Source organism: Planobispora rosea (assembly GCF_014648175.1).
GTDB lineage: Bacteria > Actinomycetota > Actinomycetes > Streptosporangiales > Streptosporangiaceae > Planobispora > Planobispora rosea.
Window position 1 is genome coordinate 102524 of the sequence record NZ_BMQP01000024.1, and the last position, 15737, is coordinate 118260.

The window sequence follows — 15737 nt, forward strand, 5'->3', positions numbered from 1 at the left end:
GGCCCCGTACGGGCCACGAAAAGTGAAGAGATGTAGGTGCCCGTGATCACTCGATCGCTGCTGTCAACGGCATCGAAACGCGTACTCATCGCCATGGCCGCCCTGCTGACGGTGACGCTCTCGGAGGCGCCCGCCCCGGCGCGCGCGGACATCGATCCCGCCCCGGGAGTCCCCGAGACGGTCACCGCGGACGCCCTGCCGACCTGGCAGATCAACGGTGTCGTGTGGAAGATGGCGACTGTCGGCTCCACCGTCTACGCGGTCGGCAGCTTCTCCAAGGCCCGCCCGCCGGGCACAGCCCCGGGCAACGCCCAGGAGGTGAACCGGTCGAACATCCTGGCCTTCGACATCACCACCGGCAGCCTGCTGCCCTTCGCCCCCGTACTGAACGCCCAAGCGCGGACCATCGCGGTCTCCCCGGACCAGAAGAAGATTTACGTCGGCGGCGACTTCACCACGGTGAACGGCCAGACCCGTAACCGCGTCGCCGCGTTCGACGTCGCCACCGGAGCGCTGGAGGCGGGCTTCGCCCCGTCTGTCGGCAACATCGTGCGGGCGCTGACGGTCTCCGACACCACCGTCTACATCGGCGGAAACTTCTTCAATGTCAACGGCTCGTCCCGGACCCGCCTGGCGGCGGTCGCCCGGGGCAACGGCGCCCTCCAGCCATGGGCGCCGACCACGGACGACGAGGTCTTCGCCCTGCTGATGTCGCCGGACGGCAGCCGGGTCATCGTGGGCGGCAAGTTCCAGGCCCTCAACGGAGCGACGCGCGTCGGCATCGGCGCGCTCGACCCCGCCAGCGGAGCCTCCCTGCCGTGGAGCAGCAACCCGATCCCGGCGCGCCAGGGCACCAACTACTCCATGACCTACGACCTGGCCACGGACGGCACGAACGTCTACGCCGCGGCCGACGGCGAGGGCTGGCACTGGTTCGACGGCCGCTTCGCCGTCGAACCGAACACCGGCGACCTCATCTGGCTGGACAACTGCTACGGCGCGTCGTACGGGGTGTTCCCGATCGGCCAGGTCCTCTACAGCGTGGGGCACGCGCATGACTGCGCCTCGCTCGGAGGCTTCCCGGAGGCGTCGCCCACCCGCTGGCAGCGGGCGCTCGCGGAGACGATCTACCCCACCGGCACCGACCAGGGGCCGCCGTCGAACAACAGCCAGTACAGCGGTCAGCCGGTCCCGACCCTGCTGCACTGGTTCCCGACCGTGAACGCCGGCAGCTACACCGGCATGAACCAGGGCGGATGGTCGCTCACCGGCAACTCGCAGTACCTGGTGATGGGCGGCGAGTTCACCACCGTGAACGGCGCCGCCCAGCAGGGTCTGACCCGTTTCGCCCTCAAGGGCGCCGCTCCCCGGGACTCGGGGCCGATCCCCTCCGCCGCCCTGACCCCGACCGCCGTCTCGCTGGCCTCGGGGACCGCCCGGGTCAGCTGGAAGACCACCTGGGACCGCGACCACGAGAAGCTCACGTACCAGGTGCTGCGCGGCGGCGGGACCACTCCGGTGGGAGAGGTGGAGGTCGCCTCGAACTTCTGGACCCTGCCCGCCGCGGGGTTCATCGACACCGGACTGCAGCCCGGAACGACCCACACCTACCGGATCCGGGTCGTCGACCCGTCCGGTAACACGGTGGGCAGCGGCACATCCGCTCCCGTGACGATCTCCTCGGCCGGCTCACCGAGTCCCTACGCCGAGAAGGTGATCGAGGACGCCGACCACTACTGGCGGCTCGGAGAGAGCAGCGGCGCCGTCGTCTACGACCATGCCGGCTTCCTCGACTCCTCCAGGGAGGCGGGCGCCGGTCGCGGCTCCGCCGGTGCGATCAACGGTGACGCCGACGGCTCCTCGCCGTTCAGCGGGACCGCCGACGGGTTCGTGAAGACCGGGACCACGGTGAAGGCCCCCGCGATCTTCAGCATCGAGGCGTGGGTGAAGACCACCTCCACCAGCGGCGGCAAGATCGTCGGCTATGGGAACGCGGCGACGGGCAACAGTTCGAGCTACGACCGCCACATCTACATGGACGACTCCGGTCGGATCTGGTTCGGCGTCTATCCGAACGCGGTCCGTACGGTCAACAGCGCCGCCTCCTACAACGACGGCCAGTGGCACCACGTGGTCGCCGCACAGGGAGCGGGCGGCATGGCGCTCTACGTGGACGGGCGACGGGTCGGGCAGAACACCGTGACGACCACCGCCCAGGTCTACGACGGCCACTGGCGCATCGGCGGCGACAACCTCAACGGGTGGCCGTCCCAGCCCACGAGCCCGTACCTCGCGGGCGACATCGACGAGGTGGCGATCTACTCCTCGGCTCTGTCGCTGACCACGGTGAACGAGCACTACACCGCGAGCGGCCGGACCAGCACCATCCCGCCGCGTCCCGCCGACCCCTACGGCAGGGCGGTCTACGACGACGAGCCGAGCCTGTACTGGCGTCTCGGGGAGGCGAGCGGGAGCGTCGCGGCGGACTCGGGCCAGAACGGCACCCCCGGCACCTACACCGCGACCGGAGTGACCTACGGGCAGACCGGCGCGGTCGCCGGGACGACCGACCCGGCCATCGCCGTCGGCAACGGCCGGGTCATCTCGACCGGGGCCGTCGCCAACCCGGGGACCTACTCCGCCGAAGTGTGGTTCAAGACGACCACGACGAGCGGCGGCAAGATCATGGGGTTCGGCAACGCGAGCAGCGGGACGAGCTCGAACTACGACCGCCACATCTACATGCAGAACGACGGGAAGCTCAACTTCGGCACCTACACCGGCGCGATCAACCTCATCACCACGGCGAACGCCTACAACGACGGCCAGTGGCACCACGTGGTCGCCACGCAGGGGCCGGGCGGCATGGCGCTCTACGTCGACGGCACACCGGCGGGCACCAACCCGCAGGTCAACGCTGAGGGCTACACCGGTTACTGGAGGATCGGCGGAGACAACCTGAACGGCTGGCCGTCCCGTCCCTCCAGTGACGACTTCGCCGGCTCCCTCGACGAGGCCGCGGTCTACTCCACGGTGCTCACCGCGGCCCAGGTGGCCGAGCACTGGCAGAAGGGGTCGGGCTCCGGCCCCGCGAACCAGGCGCCGGCGGCGTCCTTCACGGTGAGCTGCGAGGCCCTCGACTGCACCTTCGACGGTTCGGGGTCCAGCGACCCCGACGGCACGGTCGAGTCCTACGCCTGGGAGTTCGGCGACGGCACGACGGGCACCGGCGCCACCGCCACCCACACCTATCCCGCGGCCGGTGACTACACGGTCAAGATCACGGTGACCGATGACGACGCGGCGACCGGCTCGGCCACCGAGGTCGTTGCCCCGCGCCCGGCGGCCAACCCGGCCACCTCGCTGGCCGCGGATGCCTTCGGGCGGAGCGTGACGGGAGGGCTCGGCAGCGCCGACACCGGCGGTCCGTGGACGCTGTCCGGCGCCGCGGCCGGCTTCTCGGTGGACGGGTCGGCGGCGAAGCTGGGACTCCCGTCCGCCGGCGCCAACCGTCGCGCCTACCTGAACGGCGTCTCCACCACCGACGCCGACGTCACCTTGTCCGTCTCCAGTGACAAGGCGGGGACCGGCAACGGCGTCTACATCTGGAACATCGGCCGCCGGATCAGCGGGGTGGGCGACTACCGCGGACGCGCCCGCCTGCTCTCCTCCGGGGAGGTACGCCTGATGCTCAGCAGGACGGACGCGGCCAACGCCGATACCGTGCTCGCCGCCGAACAGACGGTGCCGGGCCTCACCTACACGCCGGGGACCGTGCTGAAGCTCCGGGTCCGGGCGACCGGCACCTCGCCGACGACTCTGTCGGCCAAGGTGTGGCCCGCCTCGGGGGCCGAGCCCGCCGGCTGGCAGCTCACCGCGACCGACGCCACGGCGGAACTGCAGGCCGCGGGCGGTGTCGGCTTCGGCGCGTTCCTGTCCGGGACCGCGACCAACGCCCCCGTCACGGTGACCGTCGACGACTTCACCGCCCAGAGCACGGCCACGGCGCCCGCCGCGGACTTCTCGGCCTCATGCGCCGGGCTGGACTGCTCGGTGGACGCCACGGCCTCCGCACCCGGCACGTCCCCCATCGCCTCCTACACCTGGAGCTATGGGGACGGGGTCGTCGGCACCGGCGCCACTGCCTCGCACACGTACGCGGCGGCGGGCACCTACCGCATCACGCTCACGGTCACGGCCGGCGACGGCCAGACCAGCGTGACGACCCGGACGGTGACGGTGCCATGAGGTCCGAGCAGGTACGGGAGCTGTCGATCGAGGGGGCTTGGACGTTCACTCCCGCCGTCCACGCCGACGAACGCGGGGCGTTCCTCGAGTGGTACAAGGCCGGTCCCGCGACCGCCGCGGCGGGCCACCCGCTCCGCCTGGCACAGGCCAACTGCTCGGTGTCGCGACGCGGGGTGCTGCGGGGCGTGCACTTCGCCGACGTGCCTCCCGGGCAGGCCAAGTACGTGACATGCGTCAGCGGCGAGATCCTCGATGTGGTGGTCGACCTGCGCGTGGGCTCCCCGGCCTTCGGGCGGTGGGAGAGCGTGCCGCTGGACGACAGGTCACGGCGCGGGCTCTACATCGCGGAGGGCTTGGGGCACGCCTTCATGGCCCTGAGCGATGAGGCCACCGTGGTCTATCTCTGCTCCGAGCCGTACGCCCCGGCCCGGGAGCACGGGATCCACCCGCTCGACCCCGAGCTCGGCATCGCCTGGCCCGAGGGGGTCGATCCCCTGCTCTCGCCCAAGGACGCCGCGGCCCCCACGCTCGCCGAGGCGCGTGCCGCGGGCCTGCTGCCCCACCACGCGGAGTGCCTGGCTCACTACGACAAGCTCCGCGGTACATGAGCACGAGAGGGCGCCGGTCAGATGACCGGCGCCCTCTCGTGACGACTGCGGCGGATCAGCCGATGCGCCAGGTGTCCCCGGCCAGCAGCAGGTCGTCCAGGCTGCCCGGACCCCGCTGCGCCACGGCCTCCTCCAGCTGCGCCGCCATCTGCTCGTCGTAGGACGGGCGGTCGACGCTGCGGAAGATCCCGATCGGGACGTGCTCGAACGCGGGCTCGTCCAGCCGCGACAGCGCGAAGGCCAGCGACGGGTCGGCGCGGTGCGCGTCGTGGACGAGGATCTCCTCCTCGCGCACCGACGCCCGGTCGACGACCTCGATGCCGCCGTCGGCCGACCGCCGCACCGCCTTGGAGGCCGAGACGATGGGCTGCCCGTGCTCCAGGCGCAGCGTGATGTCGTCACGCTGCTCGGGGTCCTTGAGCTGGTCGAAGGCGCCGTCGTTGAAGATGTTGCAGTTCTGGTAGATCTCCACCAGGGAGGTGCCGTTGTGCTCGGCGGCCTCGCGCAGCACCGACTGCAGGTGCTTGCGGTCGGAGTCGATGGTCCGGGCCACGAAGGAGGCCTCGGCGCCGAGCGCCAGCGAGATCGGGTTGAACGGCTTGTCCAGCGAGCCCATCGGAGTGGACTTCGTGATCTTGCCGACCTCGGAGGTGGGGGAGTACTGGCCCTTGGTCAGACCGTAGATCCTGTTGTTGAACAGCAGGATGTTCAGGTTGACGTTGCGGCGCAGCGCGTGGATCAGGTGGTTGCCGCCGATGGAGAGCGAGTCGCCGTCACCGGTGATCACCCACACGCTCAGGTCGGGGCGCGAGGTGGCCAGGCCGGTGGCGATCGCCGGGGCGCGGCCGTGGATGGAGTGGAACCCGTAGGTGTTCATGTAGTACGGGAACCGGGAGGAGCAGCCGATGCCCGAGACGAACACCATGTTCTCGCGCTTGAGGCCGAGCTCCGGGACGAAGGACTGCACCGCGGCCAGGATCGCGTAGTCACCGCAGCCCGGGCACCAGCGCACCTCCTGGTCGGACTTGTAGTCCTTCATGGTCTGCTTGGCGTCGGACTTGGGGACCAGGGACAGGCCCCTGCCGTTCAGAAGCTCACTCACTGTCGATCACGTCCTGGATCACGCCGGCCAGTTCCTCGGCCTTGAACGGAAGCCCGCGCACACGGTTGTAGCTGATGATGTCGACCAGGAAGCGGGCGCGCAGCAGCAGCGCGAGCTGGCCGAGGTTGATCTCCGGGAGCAGCACCTTGTCGTAGGACTTCAGCACCTCGCCGGTGTTGGCCGGCAGCGGGTTGAGGTGCCGCAGGTGCGCCTGGGCGACCTTCCCGCCGGACTTGCGGATGCGCCGTACGGCCGCCGCGATCGGGCCGTAGGTCGAGCCCCAGCCCAGCACGAGCACGCGGGCGTCACCGTCGGGGTCGTCGACCTCCAGCGCCGGGATGTCCTTGGCGATCCCGTCGATCTTGGCCTGACGGAGCCGGACCATGCGGTCGTGGTTGTCGGGGTCGTAGGAGATGTTGCCGGTGCCGTCGGCCTTCTCGATGCCGCCGATGCGGTGCTCCAGGCCCGCGGTGCCCGGGACGGCCCAGGGACGGGCCAGTGTCTCGGGGTCGCGCTTGAACGGCAGGAACGCCTCGCCGTCGTTCGGCTCGGTGGCGAACGGGACGGAGATGTCCGGCAGCTCGGCGGCGCTGGGCACCTTCCACGGCTCGGAGCCGTTGGCCAGGTAGCCGTCGGACAGCAGCATGACCGGGGTGCGGTACTTCACCGCGAGCCGGGCCGCCTCGACGGCCGCGTCGAAGCAGTCGCTCGGCGACATCGCGGCGACGACCGGGAGCGGCGACTCGCCGTTGCGGCCGTACATCGCCATCAGCAGGTCGGTCTGCTCGGTCTTGGTCGGCATGCCGGTCGACGGGCCCGCGCGCTGCACGTCCACCACGATCAGCGGCAGCTCGGTGGTGACGGCCAGGCCGACGGTCTCGGCCTTCAGCGCCACACCGGGGCCGGAGGTCGTGGTGACGCCCAGCGCCCCGCCGAAGGACGCGCCGAGCGCCGCGCCGACGCCCGCGATCTCGTCCTCGGCCTGGAAGGTACGGATGCCGAACCGCTTGTGCTTGGAGAGCTCGTGCAGGATGTCGGAGGCCGGGGTGATCGGGTAGGACCCGAGGAACAGCGGGAGCTTCGACTGCACGCTCGCGGCGATCAGGCCGTAGGCCAGGGCCTGGTTGCCGGAGATGTTGCGGTAGACGCCCGGGGGCAGCTGCGCGGGCTTGACCTCGTAGGAGACCGAGAAGGACTCGGTGGTCTCGCCGTAGTTCCAGCCCGCGGTGAAGGCCGCGATGTTGGCCTTGGCGATGTCGGGCTTCTTGGCGAACTTGGTCTCCAGGAACGAGATCGTCGCCTCGGTGGGCCGGTGGTAGAGCCAGCTCAGCAGCCCGAGGGCGAACATGTTCTTGGCGCGCTCGGCGTCCTTCTTGGAGATGTCGAAGTCCTCGAGCGCCTTGACCGTCAGCGAGGTCAGCGGCACCGGGTGGACCCGCCACTCGGCCAGCGAACCGTCCTCCAGCGGGTTGGCGTCGTAGCCGACCTTCTGCAGGTTGCGCTTGGTGAACTCGTCGGTGTTGGCGATGACGTCGGCCCCGCGCGGCAGGTCGCCGAGGTTGGCCTTGAGCGCGGCGGGGTTCATCGCGACCAGGACGTTCGGGGCGTCGCCCGGGGTCAGGATGTCGTGGTCGGCGAAGTGGAGCTGGAAGCTCGACACGCCCGGCAGGGTGCCTGCGGGGGCGCGGATCTCCGCGGGGAAGTTGGGGAGGGTGGAGAGGTCGTTGCCGAACTCCGCCGTTCCGGCAGTGAAGCGATCACCCGTCAGCTGCATGCCGTCGCCGGAGTCGCCGGCGAAACGGATGATCACGCGGTCGAGTTGCTGAACCTGCTTGGTCACAGCTCAGTCCTCCTCGACGCGCCAGGGCGCCGTTGCTGGTGGCACGTTCTTCATTTCCATGCTAGATCCCTCGGGGTCACGCGGCGGTCTTCGCGTTCCACTCGGCGGAGGAGTGTGACGTATGTCGCATATCCTCAGCGGGCCGCTGCGGTGTGGACGTGGGGCGCGGGTCGTCCGTCCCGTGGCGTGGGGACGCCGGGGCGGGTCACGGACGCGGGTGGTCGGCCCGACACAGCCCGGAGGCAAGCCGGCACAGATCCACGTGCAGGCGGCCGAAGAGGACGATGGGGGTCACGATGCCCAACTATATGTCCCGCCGGGAGACGCTCCTCATCCCCTCCGGCTATGGGGTCATAGCCCCTGGTTATGTCCCGGTCACGGCGTCGTCGCCGGCGCCGGGCCGGAGTCGTGGATCTTTCCCGGCCGCATCCCGGCGGAGCCATACAACTCGGGCACCGTGACGAAAGCGTAGCCCCGCTCGGTGAGGGTCCGCAGGATTTCGGGAGTCGCGGCGGCGGCCGTACTCCGGACGTCGTGCATGAGGATGATCGATCCGGGTTCCGCCGCGGCGACGACCCGGCGGGCGACGCTCCCGGCGTCATGATCTTTCACGTCGCCCGCGTCGACGCTCCAGCGGACCACCGGCAGACCCAGTTCCGCCGCGGCCTCCATGACCTTCTCGTCGACCGCGCCGTACGGCGGGCGCACCAGGGTGGGGGTCTGCCCCGTCGCCCGGGTGATCGCCTCCTGGGCCCTGCCGAGCTGGTGTGCGATCTTGCTGGTGGGCAGGGAGCCGAGGTCGCGGTGGGACCAGGTGTGGTTGGCCACCAGATGCCCCTCCCGGCTCATCCGCAGCAGCAGCCCGGGCTGGGCGGCCGCGTTCGTGCCGACGGTGAAGAAGGTGGCCCGGGCCCCGTGCTCGGCCAGGACGTCCAGCAGCTCGCCGGTGCCGGGCCCGGGGCCGTCGTCGTAGGTCAGCGCGACGCACTTGATCCGCGTGCAGTCCACGGTGCCCGCCCGGGGGCTGCGGGCCTCGGGGCGGTCGGCGGTCGCGGCCTCGATCTCCGCGGCGGAGGGGGCCTGCGACTGGGCCTTCCGCGCCGAGACGGCGGCCGAGCGCGCCCGCACCCCGGCGGGGGACAGCAGGCCCGCCACCTTCTCCTCCGGTACGGCCACCGCCACCCGGCCCAGTGACCCGGCGGCCACCTGGTAGTCGTCGAACTCCACGACGAGGTCGCCGTCGCGGTTGAAGGAGAGGGAGTCGAAGAAGTCCTCGCCGGCCTTGACGGCGTCCACATCCACGACCTGCTTCCGGCCCGCCAGCTCCACCCGGGTCAGGGCGGCCAGCGCGGTCAGCGCCGCGGAGTCCTTGAGCAGGCCGGTGGAGTCCATCGCCCGCTTCTCCACGCGGTCGTACCAGACCGTGGTCCTGGAGGTGGCCCACCCGGTCCCGGTGAACTCGCCGACGCTCAGCCGTACCCCGACGACCTGGTCGGAGACGGCCGCGAGCTGCCAGTCGACGTTGAGCTCGGAGGACGGCGGGGCGGCGCCCTCCCCGGACCGGTCCGTATGCCCGCCGACCACCGCGCGGAGCTTCTCGGTCAGGCGGGGAGCGCCGTCCACGACCGGGTAGACGGCGTGAACGCGGCGACCACCGCCGTCACCCTCCGTGACGGTCTCCGTACTCAGGCCGGGCACCGTGGACGGGTCCACGTAGTCGATCAGAGTGGACTGCGAGGGCAGGAGTTCCTTCGCGGACAGCGAGGGAGTGGTGACCGCACCGCAACCGATGACGGTCGCGGTGACGAGGGCGATCCCTCCGGCAAGGCGCGCTTTGGGCATAAATGAACGGTAGACGGAGAGTTATCCTATTTACCCTCCCTTGGGGTGACTGGGAAGCATGCTTTGTCATATCCAGGTTTAACGGATTCAGAGGGTGATTGATCCTGCGTGCACAGTCACCAAAAAGGTCCGGCTCTCTGACCGCCCTCGCCGTCCCCCGGTACGGGAACGGGCCGGGCGCCCGCCCCGTTCCTGTGCCGGAGGACGGCCTGCGGTTACGATCGGTCCGTGGACGAGTATTTCGGCTCGTATGCCGTGGTCGTCGTGCTCTTCGCGATCGGCGTCGTCATCTTCGCGGGGGCGCTGTTCGCCAACCGGATGCTGCGCCCGAACCGGCCGACCCCCGACAAGCTGACCACCTACGAGTGCGGCGTCGACCCGGTCGGCGACGGCTGGGCCCAGTCCCAGGTCCGCTACTACGTGTTCACCTATCTCTATGTGGTGTTCGCGGTCGACGCGGTCTTCCTCTTCCCCTGGTCGACGATCTTCGACGCGCCCGGGTTCGGGATGACCACCCTGGTCGAGATGTTCGTCTTCCTGGGCTTCATCGCGCTGGGAATCCTCTACGCCTGGCGCAAGCGCGTACTCGCCTGGACCTGACCGGCAGAGGAGAATGCGGGTTATGGCGGATCTCCCGATGCCCACCCTGGGGCCGGTCGCGCGACTGGCTCCCAAGCCCATGCGCTTCATCCTCAACTGGGGACGGCGCTACTCGCTCTGGGCGTTCAACTTCGGCCTGGCCTGCTGCGCGATCGAGTTCATCGCGACCACGATGAGCAGGCACGACTTCATCAGGTTCGGGGTGATCCCGTTCGCGAACGGCCCCAGGCAGGCCGACCTGATGATCGTCTCGGGCACGGTGACCGACAAGATGGCCCCGGCCGTGAAACGGCTCTACGAGCAGATGCCCGACCCGAAGTACGTGATCTCCTTCGGCGCCTGCTCCAACACCGGCGGGCCGTACTGGGACTCCTACTGCGTGACCAAGGGCGTCGACCAGATCATCCCGGTGGACGTCTACGTCCCCGGCTGCCCGCCCCGGCCCGAGGCGCTGCTCTACGGCATCATGCAGCTCCAGGAGAAGATCGCCGCCGAGTCCCTGGGCGACCGCTACGCCCCCGGGGGGGAGGGCGCGTGAGCTCCGTCGAGACTCTCATCGAGGAGCGGTACGGCTCCCGCGTGCAGGTGTCGCACGCCTTCGGCCAGACCACCGCGGACGTTCCGGCCGGCGACTGGCTGGGACTGCTGGAGGCCGTCCGCGACGCGGGCTACGTCTACTTCGACTGGCTGACCGGCGTCGACGACCCTCCGGACGGGTTCCAGGTCGTCGCGCACCTCTACGACCCCGTGGAGCGGGCCCGCCTGCTGCTGCGCACCCGGGTGCCCCGGGAGGACCCCCGGCTGCCCAGTGCGGTCGGCGTGTTCCGGGGCGCGAACTGGCACGAACGCGAGACCTTCGAGATGTTCGGCGTGATCTTCGAGGGCCATCCGAACCTGGTCCCGCTGCTGCTGCCCGACGGGTTCGAGGGCTTCCCGCTCCGCAAGGACTTCGTGCTGGCCTCCCGGGTCGCCAAGGCCTGGCCGGGGGCGAAGGAACCCGGCGAGTCCGATCACGGCTCGCCGAGCCGGCGCAAGACGCTTCCCCCCGGGGTCCCGGCCGACTGGGCGCGGGAGGCCGCCCGTCCGGGTGTCGTGGGCCCCGATCTCGGCCCCGGGGACGAGACCCCCCGGCGGGAGGCGTGATGGCCGAAGTGCTCGACGTCGCCGTCCGGCTCGTCGCGATCGTCGCGGTCTTCCTCGTGCTGCCGCTGGTCGCCGGCCAGATGGAGCACAAGGCCATGGCGCACATGCAGTCCCGTCTCGGCCCGATGTACGCCGGGGGCTTCCACGGCTGGGCCCAGCTGATCGCCGACGGGGTCAAGTTCGCCCAGAAGGAGGACGTGATCCCGGCCGCGGCCGACCGCCGGGTCTTCGGCCTGGCCCCCGCCGTCGCGCTGGTGCCGTACCTGGTGGTGATGGTCGTCATCCCGATCGGCCCCGGTCTGGTCGGGGTGGACCTGGACGCCGGCCTGTTCTTCGTGCTCGCGGTGATGGGCGTCGGCGTGCTCGGCTCGATCATGGCCGGCTGGTCATCCGGGAACAAATACTCCCTGATGGGCGGGATGCGCTCGGCCGCCCAGCTCATGTCCTACGAGCTGCCGCTGGTGCTGGCGGCCTCCAGCGTCGCGATGGCGGCGGGCACGCTCTCCCTGCCGGGCATCGTGGAGGCCTGGCAGTGGTGGTGGCTGCCCTGGCAGGCGATCGGCGGCGTGGTGTTCTTCATGGCGGGACTCGCCGAGCTCCGCCGCCCCCCGTTCGACATGCCGATCGCCGAGTCCGAGATCATCATGGGCCCCATGACGGAGTACACCGGGATCAGGTTCGCCCTGTTCATGCTGGCCGAGTACGCCGGGATCATCGTGCTCTCCGCGCTCACCAGCGTGCTCTTCCTGGGCGGCTGGCACGGGCCCCTGCTGCCCGGGCCCGTGTGGATGCTCATCAAGGTGTTCGCCCTGGTGTTCGTGGTGATCTGGGTCAGGGTGAGCTACCCCCGGCTCCGCGAGGACCAGCTGCAGAAGCTCGCCTGGGCCGGGCTGGTCCCGCTGGCCCTGGTCCAGCTCGCGCTCACCGGGGTCGTCAAGGTCCTCACCGTCTGAGAAGCCGCCGCGGGGCTACTGGACGATGCGCAACATGATGTCGGCCGCCGTGGGCCGCCTGGCCGGGTCCTTCTCCAGGCAGGCGGCGGCCAGCGGGCGCAGCGACGACGGCAGCGGAGACAGGTCCGGCTGGTGGTTGAGCACCCGGTTGAGGATGGCGGGGATGGTGTCCGAGCCGAAGGCGACGCGGCCCGAGGCGGCGAAGATCATGGTGGACGCCCAGCTGAAGACGTCGGACTCCGGGCCGACGTGTCCTCCGCCGAGTTGCTCGGGGGACATGTAGGCGGGGGTGCCCATCACGCTGGAGGTCGCGGTGACCTGGTCGAGGGCGCGGGCGATACCGAAGTCGATCACCCGGGGCCCGTCGGACCCGATCAGCACGTTGGCCGGTTTGAAGTCCCGGTGGACGACCCCCGCCCGGTGGATGGCGGCCAGCGCGCCCGCCGTGGCCAGGGCCAGCCGGGTCAGCCCGTCCTCGTCCCGGGGCCCCTTGTCGCGGACGAGCTGCTCCAGCGAGACGCCGTCCACGTACTCGCTGACGACGTAGGCCTGGTCGTCGTTGATGTTGACGTCCAGCACCCGGGCGGTGGAGAAGGTCGCGACCTTGCGCGTGGCCTCCACCTCCCGCAGGAACCGGTCGCGCGCGGCCTTGTTCCCGGCGAAGTGCTCGTGCAGGACCTTGATCGCCACCTTCTGTCCCTGCGGGGTGAGGGCCAGGTGAACCGTTCCCTGGCCGCCCCGGCCGAGCGTGTCGATCACCCGGTACGGCCCGATCCACTCCTGGGGCCGGCCGGACTGCGTGAACTGCATGTGCGTACGGGGAGGCTGGTCGCTGTACAACGTGTTCTTCAGATAAGGCGGCTGGCTGGGGTGCGGGATGGGAGTCGGGATGGGAGTGTGGTGCGCGGAGGACGGGCCGGGCGACGGATACGTGGGGGTGGGCGCGGTTGAGGGCGGGGGCGGATAGAGCCCGGCGGGCGGGCCGGCCGGGGAGTACTGGGGCTGCGGGAAGACCCGGCTCCGGATGATCAGAGCGTGGCCCGTCCCGCCCAGCCAGCTGCCGACCAGCCCGATCGTGAGCAGGACGTCCAGCCAGGTGGGAATCAGGTCGGAGTCTCCGTAGGTGCCCGCTCCGATGACGAACACGCCCATTCCGAGGGTGTACAGGGCGGTCGTGAAGACGAGCGGCACGCTCCGCAGCCGCGATGCGGCGAATCCCATGACGAACGGAGTTCCGAACCCGCAGGTGAACAGGGGGATGAACGCCCACAGCACGGTTAAGGCGGTGTTGGAGGACGCGGGCTGCGGCCCGTGGGGCTGCTGCGGGTGGTGAGGGTTCCAGGCGGAGCCGTACTGCTGGGACATGGCGCGAACAATACGTATATCCGGTGACTCTTGCAGTCCCCTTCGCGATGGATTTCCACGACGGACACGGAAGTCGAACACACAGACTGTGGATAACCGCTGTGGATAACGTGTGGATTCTGGGGATGACGTCTTCCTTCGGACCGCCGCATTCCCGAGCGCCGTGCCGTACGCCATGATGTTGAAGTGGCGCGGATACCAGGAGTAGGACTGGCGAAGGGACTGTCCGTCACCCTTCGCCACATGTTGCGCAGGTCGGTGACCCAGCAGTACCCCGAGGTACGGCCTGACCTGCCTGCCCGGAGCCGGGGGGTGATCGCGCTGGTCGAGGAGAACTGCACGGTGTGCATGCTCTGCGCCCGTGAGTGTCCCGACTGGTGCATCTACATCGACTCGCACAAGGAGACCCTCCCCGCCCCGGAAGGCGGGCGCCCGCGCGCCCGTAACGTGCTCGACCGCTTCGCGATCGACTTCTCCCTGTGCATGTACTGCGGGATCTGCATCGAGGTCTGTCCCTTCGACGCCCTGTTCTGGTCCCCGGAGTTCGAGTACGCCGAGGGCGACATCCGCAACCTCGTCCACGAGAAGGACCGGCTGGCGGCCTGGGTTCAGACGGTTCCCCCGCCCCCCGCCCACGAGCCCAACGCCGACCCGCCCAAGGAACTCGCCGCGGCCTCCCGACCCACCCGCCCGGCCCCCGGCCCCACCGGCGCCCGCCCCGCCCGGTCGGCTCCCGCCTCCGCCGATACCCGTTCCGCCCGTCCTGCCCACCCGGCCTCCGGTCCCGCCGACGCCCACCCCGCCCCCGCCACCCCCAGCCGGGACCGCAGCGCGGAGGGAGCCCAAGCCGGAGGCGAGGGTGAGCAGTCCAGCGGTGACGTCACCTCGTCGAGTGCCACTCGCCCCGATGCTTCCGCTCAGCCGGAGGCCGTCCCACGGCCGGACACCGCCGCCTCCGGCCGGGACCGCGGTGCGGAGGAAGCCCGAGCCGGAGGCGAGGGTGAACAGCCCGGCCCCTCCGGCCAGCCCCGCGCGGCCCGTCCGGAGCGTCCGGAGCGTCCGGTACGGCGGGCGTCGGCCGGACACGCCAACGTCCGGGCGATCAAGCCACCGGGCTCGCTTCCGAAGAAGAGCGACCCGCCCGCGGCGCGGTCTGTTTCCAGAGAGCCGGTCACAGATCGGCCGCCCGCGGACCACCCGTCGTCCGCGGACCACCCGTCTTCCACGGGCCAGCCGTCCACGGGCCAACCGCCCACGGGCCAACCGCCCGCCGAGAAGCCGGATGCGGAGCGGCAGCTCGGTGAGAAGCCAGACGCCGATCAGGCGTCCGCCGGGAAGGCGGGCGCGGGCCGGTCGTGGTCATCCGGGGAAGAAGCATCCACAGGCCGTTCGACTTCCGCGAAGTTTTCCACAGGTGAGAGCGGCGCGCCCCCCGGTGGCGGCCCAGCGGAGCAGACTTCTGCCACGGACCCCACTGGAGCACCCGAGGAGGAGTCGTGACGGAAGCGGTGCCGTCCTATCTGTCACCGACCGGACAAGAGATCATTTTTCTTCTCCTGGGAGCCGTGGCGGTCGGATCGGGCCTGCTCGTCGTCACCACCAGGCAGCTCGTTCACGCCGCGCTCTGGCTGGTCGTCTGCTTCGGTGCGCTGGCCGGCTGCTATCTGGTGCTGACGGCTGAGTTCGTCGCATGGGTCCAGGTGCTGATCTATGTCGGAGCCGTCGTCGTCCTGCTCCTGTTCGGCATCATGCTCACCCGCGCCCCCATCGGCAGGTCCGCCGACCTCGACAGCGGCAACAAGATCGTCGCTGCCGTCGTGGCGGTCGCGACCGCCGCCGTGCTGGTGACCGTCGTCATCGACGGTTTCCGTACGGCGTACACCCCCCTCGATCCCGGCGCGGGTGCGGCCAAGGAGCTCGGTTCCGCCATCTTCCGGAACTGGGTCCTCCCCTTCGAGGCGCTCTCGGTCCTCCTGCTCGCCGCTCTGATCGGAGCCATCGTCATCTCCCGCACCGATATCCGGGGGAGGGACTGA

At 70.3% G+C, this 15737-nt stretch carries 13 protein-coding genes; 8 read left to right on the top strand and 5 right to left on the bottom strand.

The window, feature by feature from the left end:
* Positions 1 to 93: 93 nt before the first annotated feature.
* Both IEZ08_RS23410 and rfbC read left to right on the top strand, forming a co-directional pair.
* Positions 94 to 4248 (top strand): LamG-like jellyroll fold domain-containing protein, encoded by a 4155-nt coding sequence (locus IEZ08_RS23410; protein ID WP_189242889.1) that lies wholly within the window; start codon positions 94 to 96, stop codon positions 4246 to 4248.
* Complete coding sequence (gene rfbC / locus IEZ08_RS23415; protein ID WP_068920839.1) at positions 4245 to 4856, top strand: dTDP-4-dehydrorhamnose 3,5-epimerase; 612 nt, start codon at positions 4245 to 4247, stop codon at positions 4854 to 4856. Before IEZ08_RS23410 ends, rfbC begins: the two co-directional genes overlap by 4 nt.
* A gap of 55 nt (positions 4857 to 4911) precedes the next feature.
* Here rfbC and IEZ08_RS23420 read toward each other — a convergent pair whose 3' ends face one another.
* The 4 genes from IEZ08_RS23420 to IEZ08_RS23430 form a co-directional block, all read right to left on the bottom strand.
* Complete coding sequence (locus IEZ08_RS23420; protein ID WP_068920840.1) at positions 4912 to 5958, bottom strand: 2-oxoacid:ferredoxin oxidoreductase subunit beta; 1047 nt, start codon at positions 5956 to 5958, stop codon at positions 4912 to 4914.
* Complete coding sequence (locus IEZ08_RS23425; protein ID WP_068920841.1) at positions 5951 to 7798, bottom strand: 2-oxoacid:acceptor oxidoreductase subunit alpha; 1848 nt, start codon at positions 7796 to 7798, stop codon at positions 5951 to 5953. Before IEZ08_RS23425 ends, IEZ08_RS23420 begins: the two co-directional genes overlap by 8 nt.
* Before the next feature lie 205 nt (positions 7799 to 8003).
* Positions 8004 to 8093, bottom strand: a complete 90-nt coding sequence (locus IEZ08_RS40665) for a putative leader peptide (protein ID WP_373294378.1) — start codon at positions 8091 to 8093, stop codon at positions 8004 to 8006.
* Between the two features lie 80 nt (positions 8094 to 8173).
* Entirely contained in the window at positions 8174 to 9640 is a 1467-nt protein-coding gene (locus IEZ08_RS23430) for a polysaccharide deacetylase family protein (RefSeq protein WP_189242890.1), read from the bottom strand.
* A 228-nt stretch (positions 9641 to 9868) separates the two neighbouring features.
* Between IEZ08_RS23430 and IEZ08_RS23435 the strand changes: the two genes are divergently transcribed.
* Genes IEZ08_RS23435 through nuoH form a run of 4 tightly spaced genes read left to right on the top strand, consistent with a single transcriptional unit; the run spans position 9869 to position 12336 of the window.
* Positions 9869 to 10240: an NADH-quinone oxidoreductase subunit A gene (locus IEZ08_RS23435; RefSeq protein WP_189242891.1), complete on the top strand. Its 372-nt coding sequence runs from the start codon at positions 9869 to 9871 to the stop codon at positions 10238 to 10240.
* A gap of 22 nt (positions 10241 to 10262) precedes the next feature.
* Entirely contained in the window at positions 10263 to 10778 is a 516-nt protein-coding gene (locus IEZ08_RS23440; RefSeq protein ID WP_068920844.1) for an NADH-quinone oxidoreductase subunit B, read from the top strand.
* Complete coding sequence (locus IEZ08_RS23445) at positions 10775 to 11383, top strand: NADH-quinone oxidoreductase subunit C (RefSeq protein WP_189242892.1); 609 nt, start codon at positions 10775 to 10777, stop codon at positions 11381 to 11383. Before IEZ08_RS23440 ends, IEZ08_RS23445 begins: the two co-directional genes overlap by 4 nt.
* On the top strand, positions 11383 to 12336 hold the full coding sequence (gene nuoH, locus IEZ08_RS23450) for an NADH-quinone oxidoreductase subunit NuoH (RefSeq protein WP_068920845.1): 954 nt from the start codon (positions 11383 to 11385) through the stop codon (positions 12334 to 12336). The genes IEZ08_RS23445 and nuoH overlap by 1 nt, the downstream gene beginning before the upstream one ends.
* A 15-nt stretch (positions 12337 to 12351) precedes the next feature.
* On the opposite strand, the gene IEZ08_RS23455 is transcribed toward nuoH, so the two are convergent.
* A complete protein-coding gene (locus IEZ08_RS23455) occupies positions 12352 to 13701 on the bottom strand; it encodes a serine/threonine-protein kinase (RefSeq protein WP_068920846.1) in 1350 nt (449 codons plus the stop codon).
* 243 nt (positions 13702 to 13944) lie between these two features.
* Between IEZ08_RS23455 and IEZ08_RS39745 the strand changes: the two genes are divergently transcribed.
* Together IEZ08_RS39745 and IEZ08_RS23465 are read left to right on the top strand one after the other, a co-directional pair.
* On the top strand, positions 13945 to 15201 hold the full coding sequence (locus IEZ08_RS39745; RefSeq protein WP_229803437.1) for a NuoI/complex I 23 kDa subunit family protein: 1257 nt from the start codon (positions 13945 to 13947) through the stop codon (positions 15199 to 15201).
* Positions 15198 to 15737, top strand: a complete 540-nt coding sequence (locus IEZ08_RS23465) for an NADH-quinone oxidoreductase subunit J family protein (protein ID WP_068920847.1) — start codon at positions 15198 to 15200, stop codon at positions 15735 to 15737. Before IEZ08_RS39745 ends, IEZ08_RS23465 begins: the two co-directional genes overlap by 4 nt.

What these genes read in the sequence shown, in the direction of transcription:
- nuoH (WP_068920845.1), top strand. Translation starts at nt 11,383, where the DNA reads ATGGCCGAAGTGCTCGACGTCGCCGTCCGGCTCGTCGCGATCGTCGCG.
- rfbC (WP_068920839.1), top strand. Translation starts at nt 4,245, where the DNA reads ATGAGGTCCGAGCAGGTACGGGAGCTGTCGATCGAGGGGGCTTGGACG.
- IEZ08_RS39745 (WP_229803437.1), top strand. Translation starts at nt 13,945, where the DNA reads ATGTTGCGCAGGTCGGTGACCCAGCAGTACCCCGAGGTACGGCCTGAC.
- IEZ08_RS23440 (WP_068920844.1), top strand. Translation starts at nt 10,263, where the DNA reads ATGGCGGATCTCCCGATGCCCACCCTGGGGCCGGTCGCGCGACTGGCT.
- IEZ08_RS23410 (WP_189242889.1), top strand. Translation starts at nt 94, where the DNA reads ATGGCCGCCCTGCTGACGGTGACGCTCTCGGAGGCGCCCGCCCCGGCG.
- IEZ08_RS23430 (WP_189242890.1), bottom strand. Translation starts at nt 9,640, where the DNA reads ATGCCCAAAGCGCGCCTTGCCGGAGGGATCGCCCTCGTCACCGCGACC.
- IEZ08_RS23455 (WP_068920846.1), bottom strand. Translation starts at nt 13,701, where the DNA reads ATGTCCCAGCAGTACGGCTCCGCCTGGAACCCTCACCACCCGCAGCAG.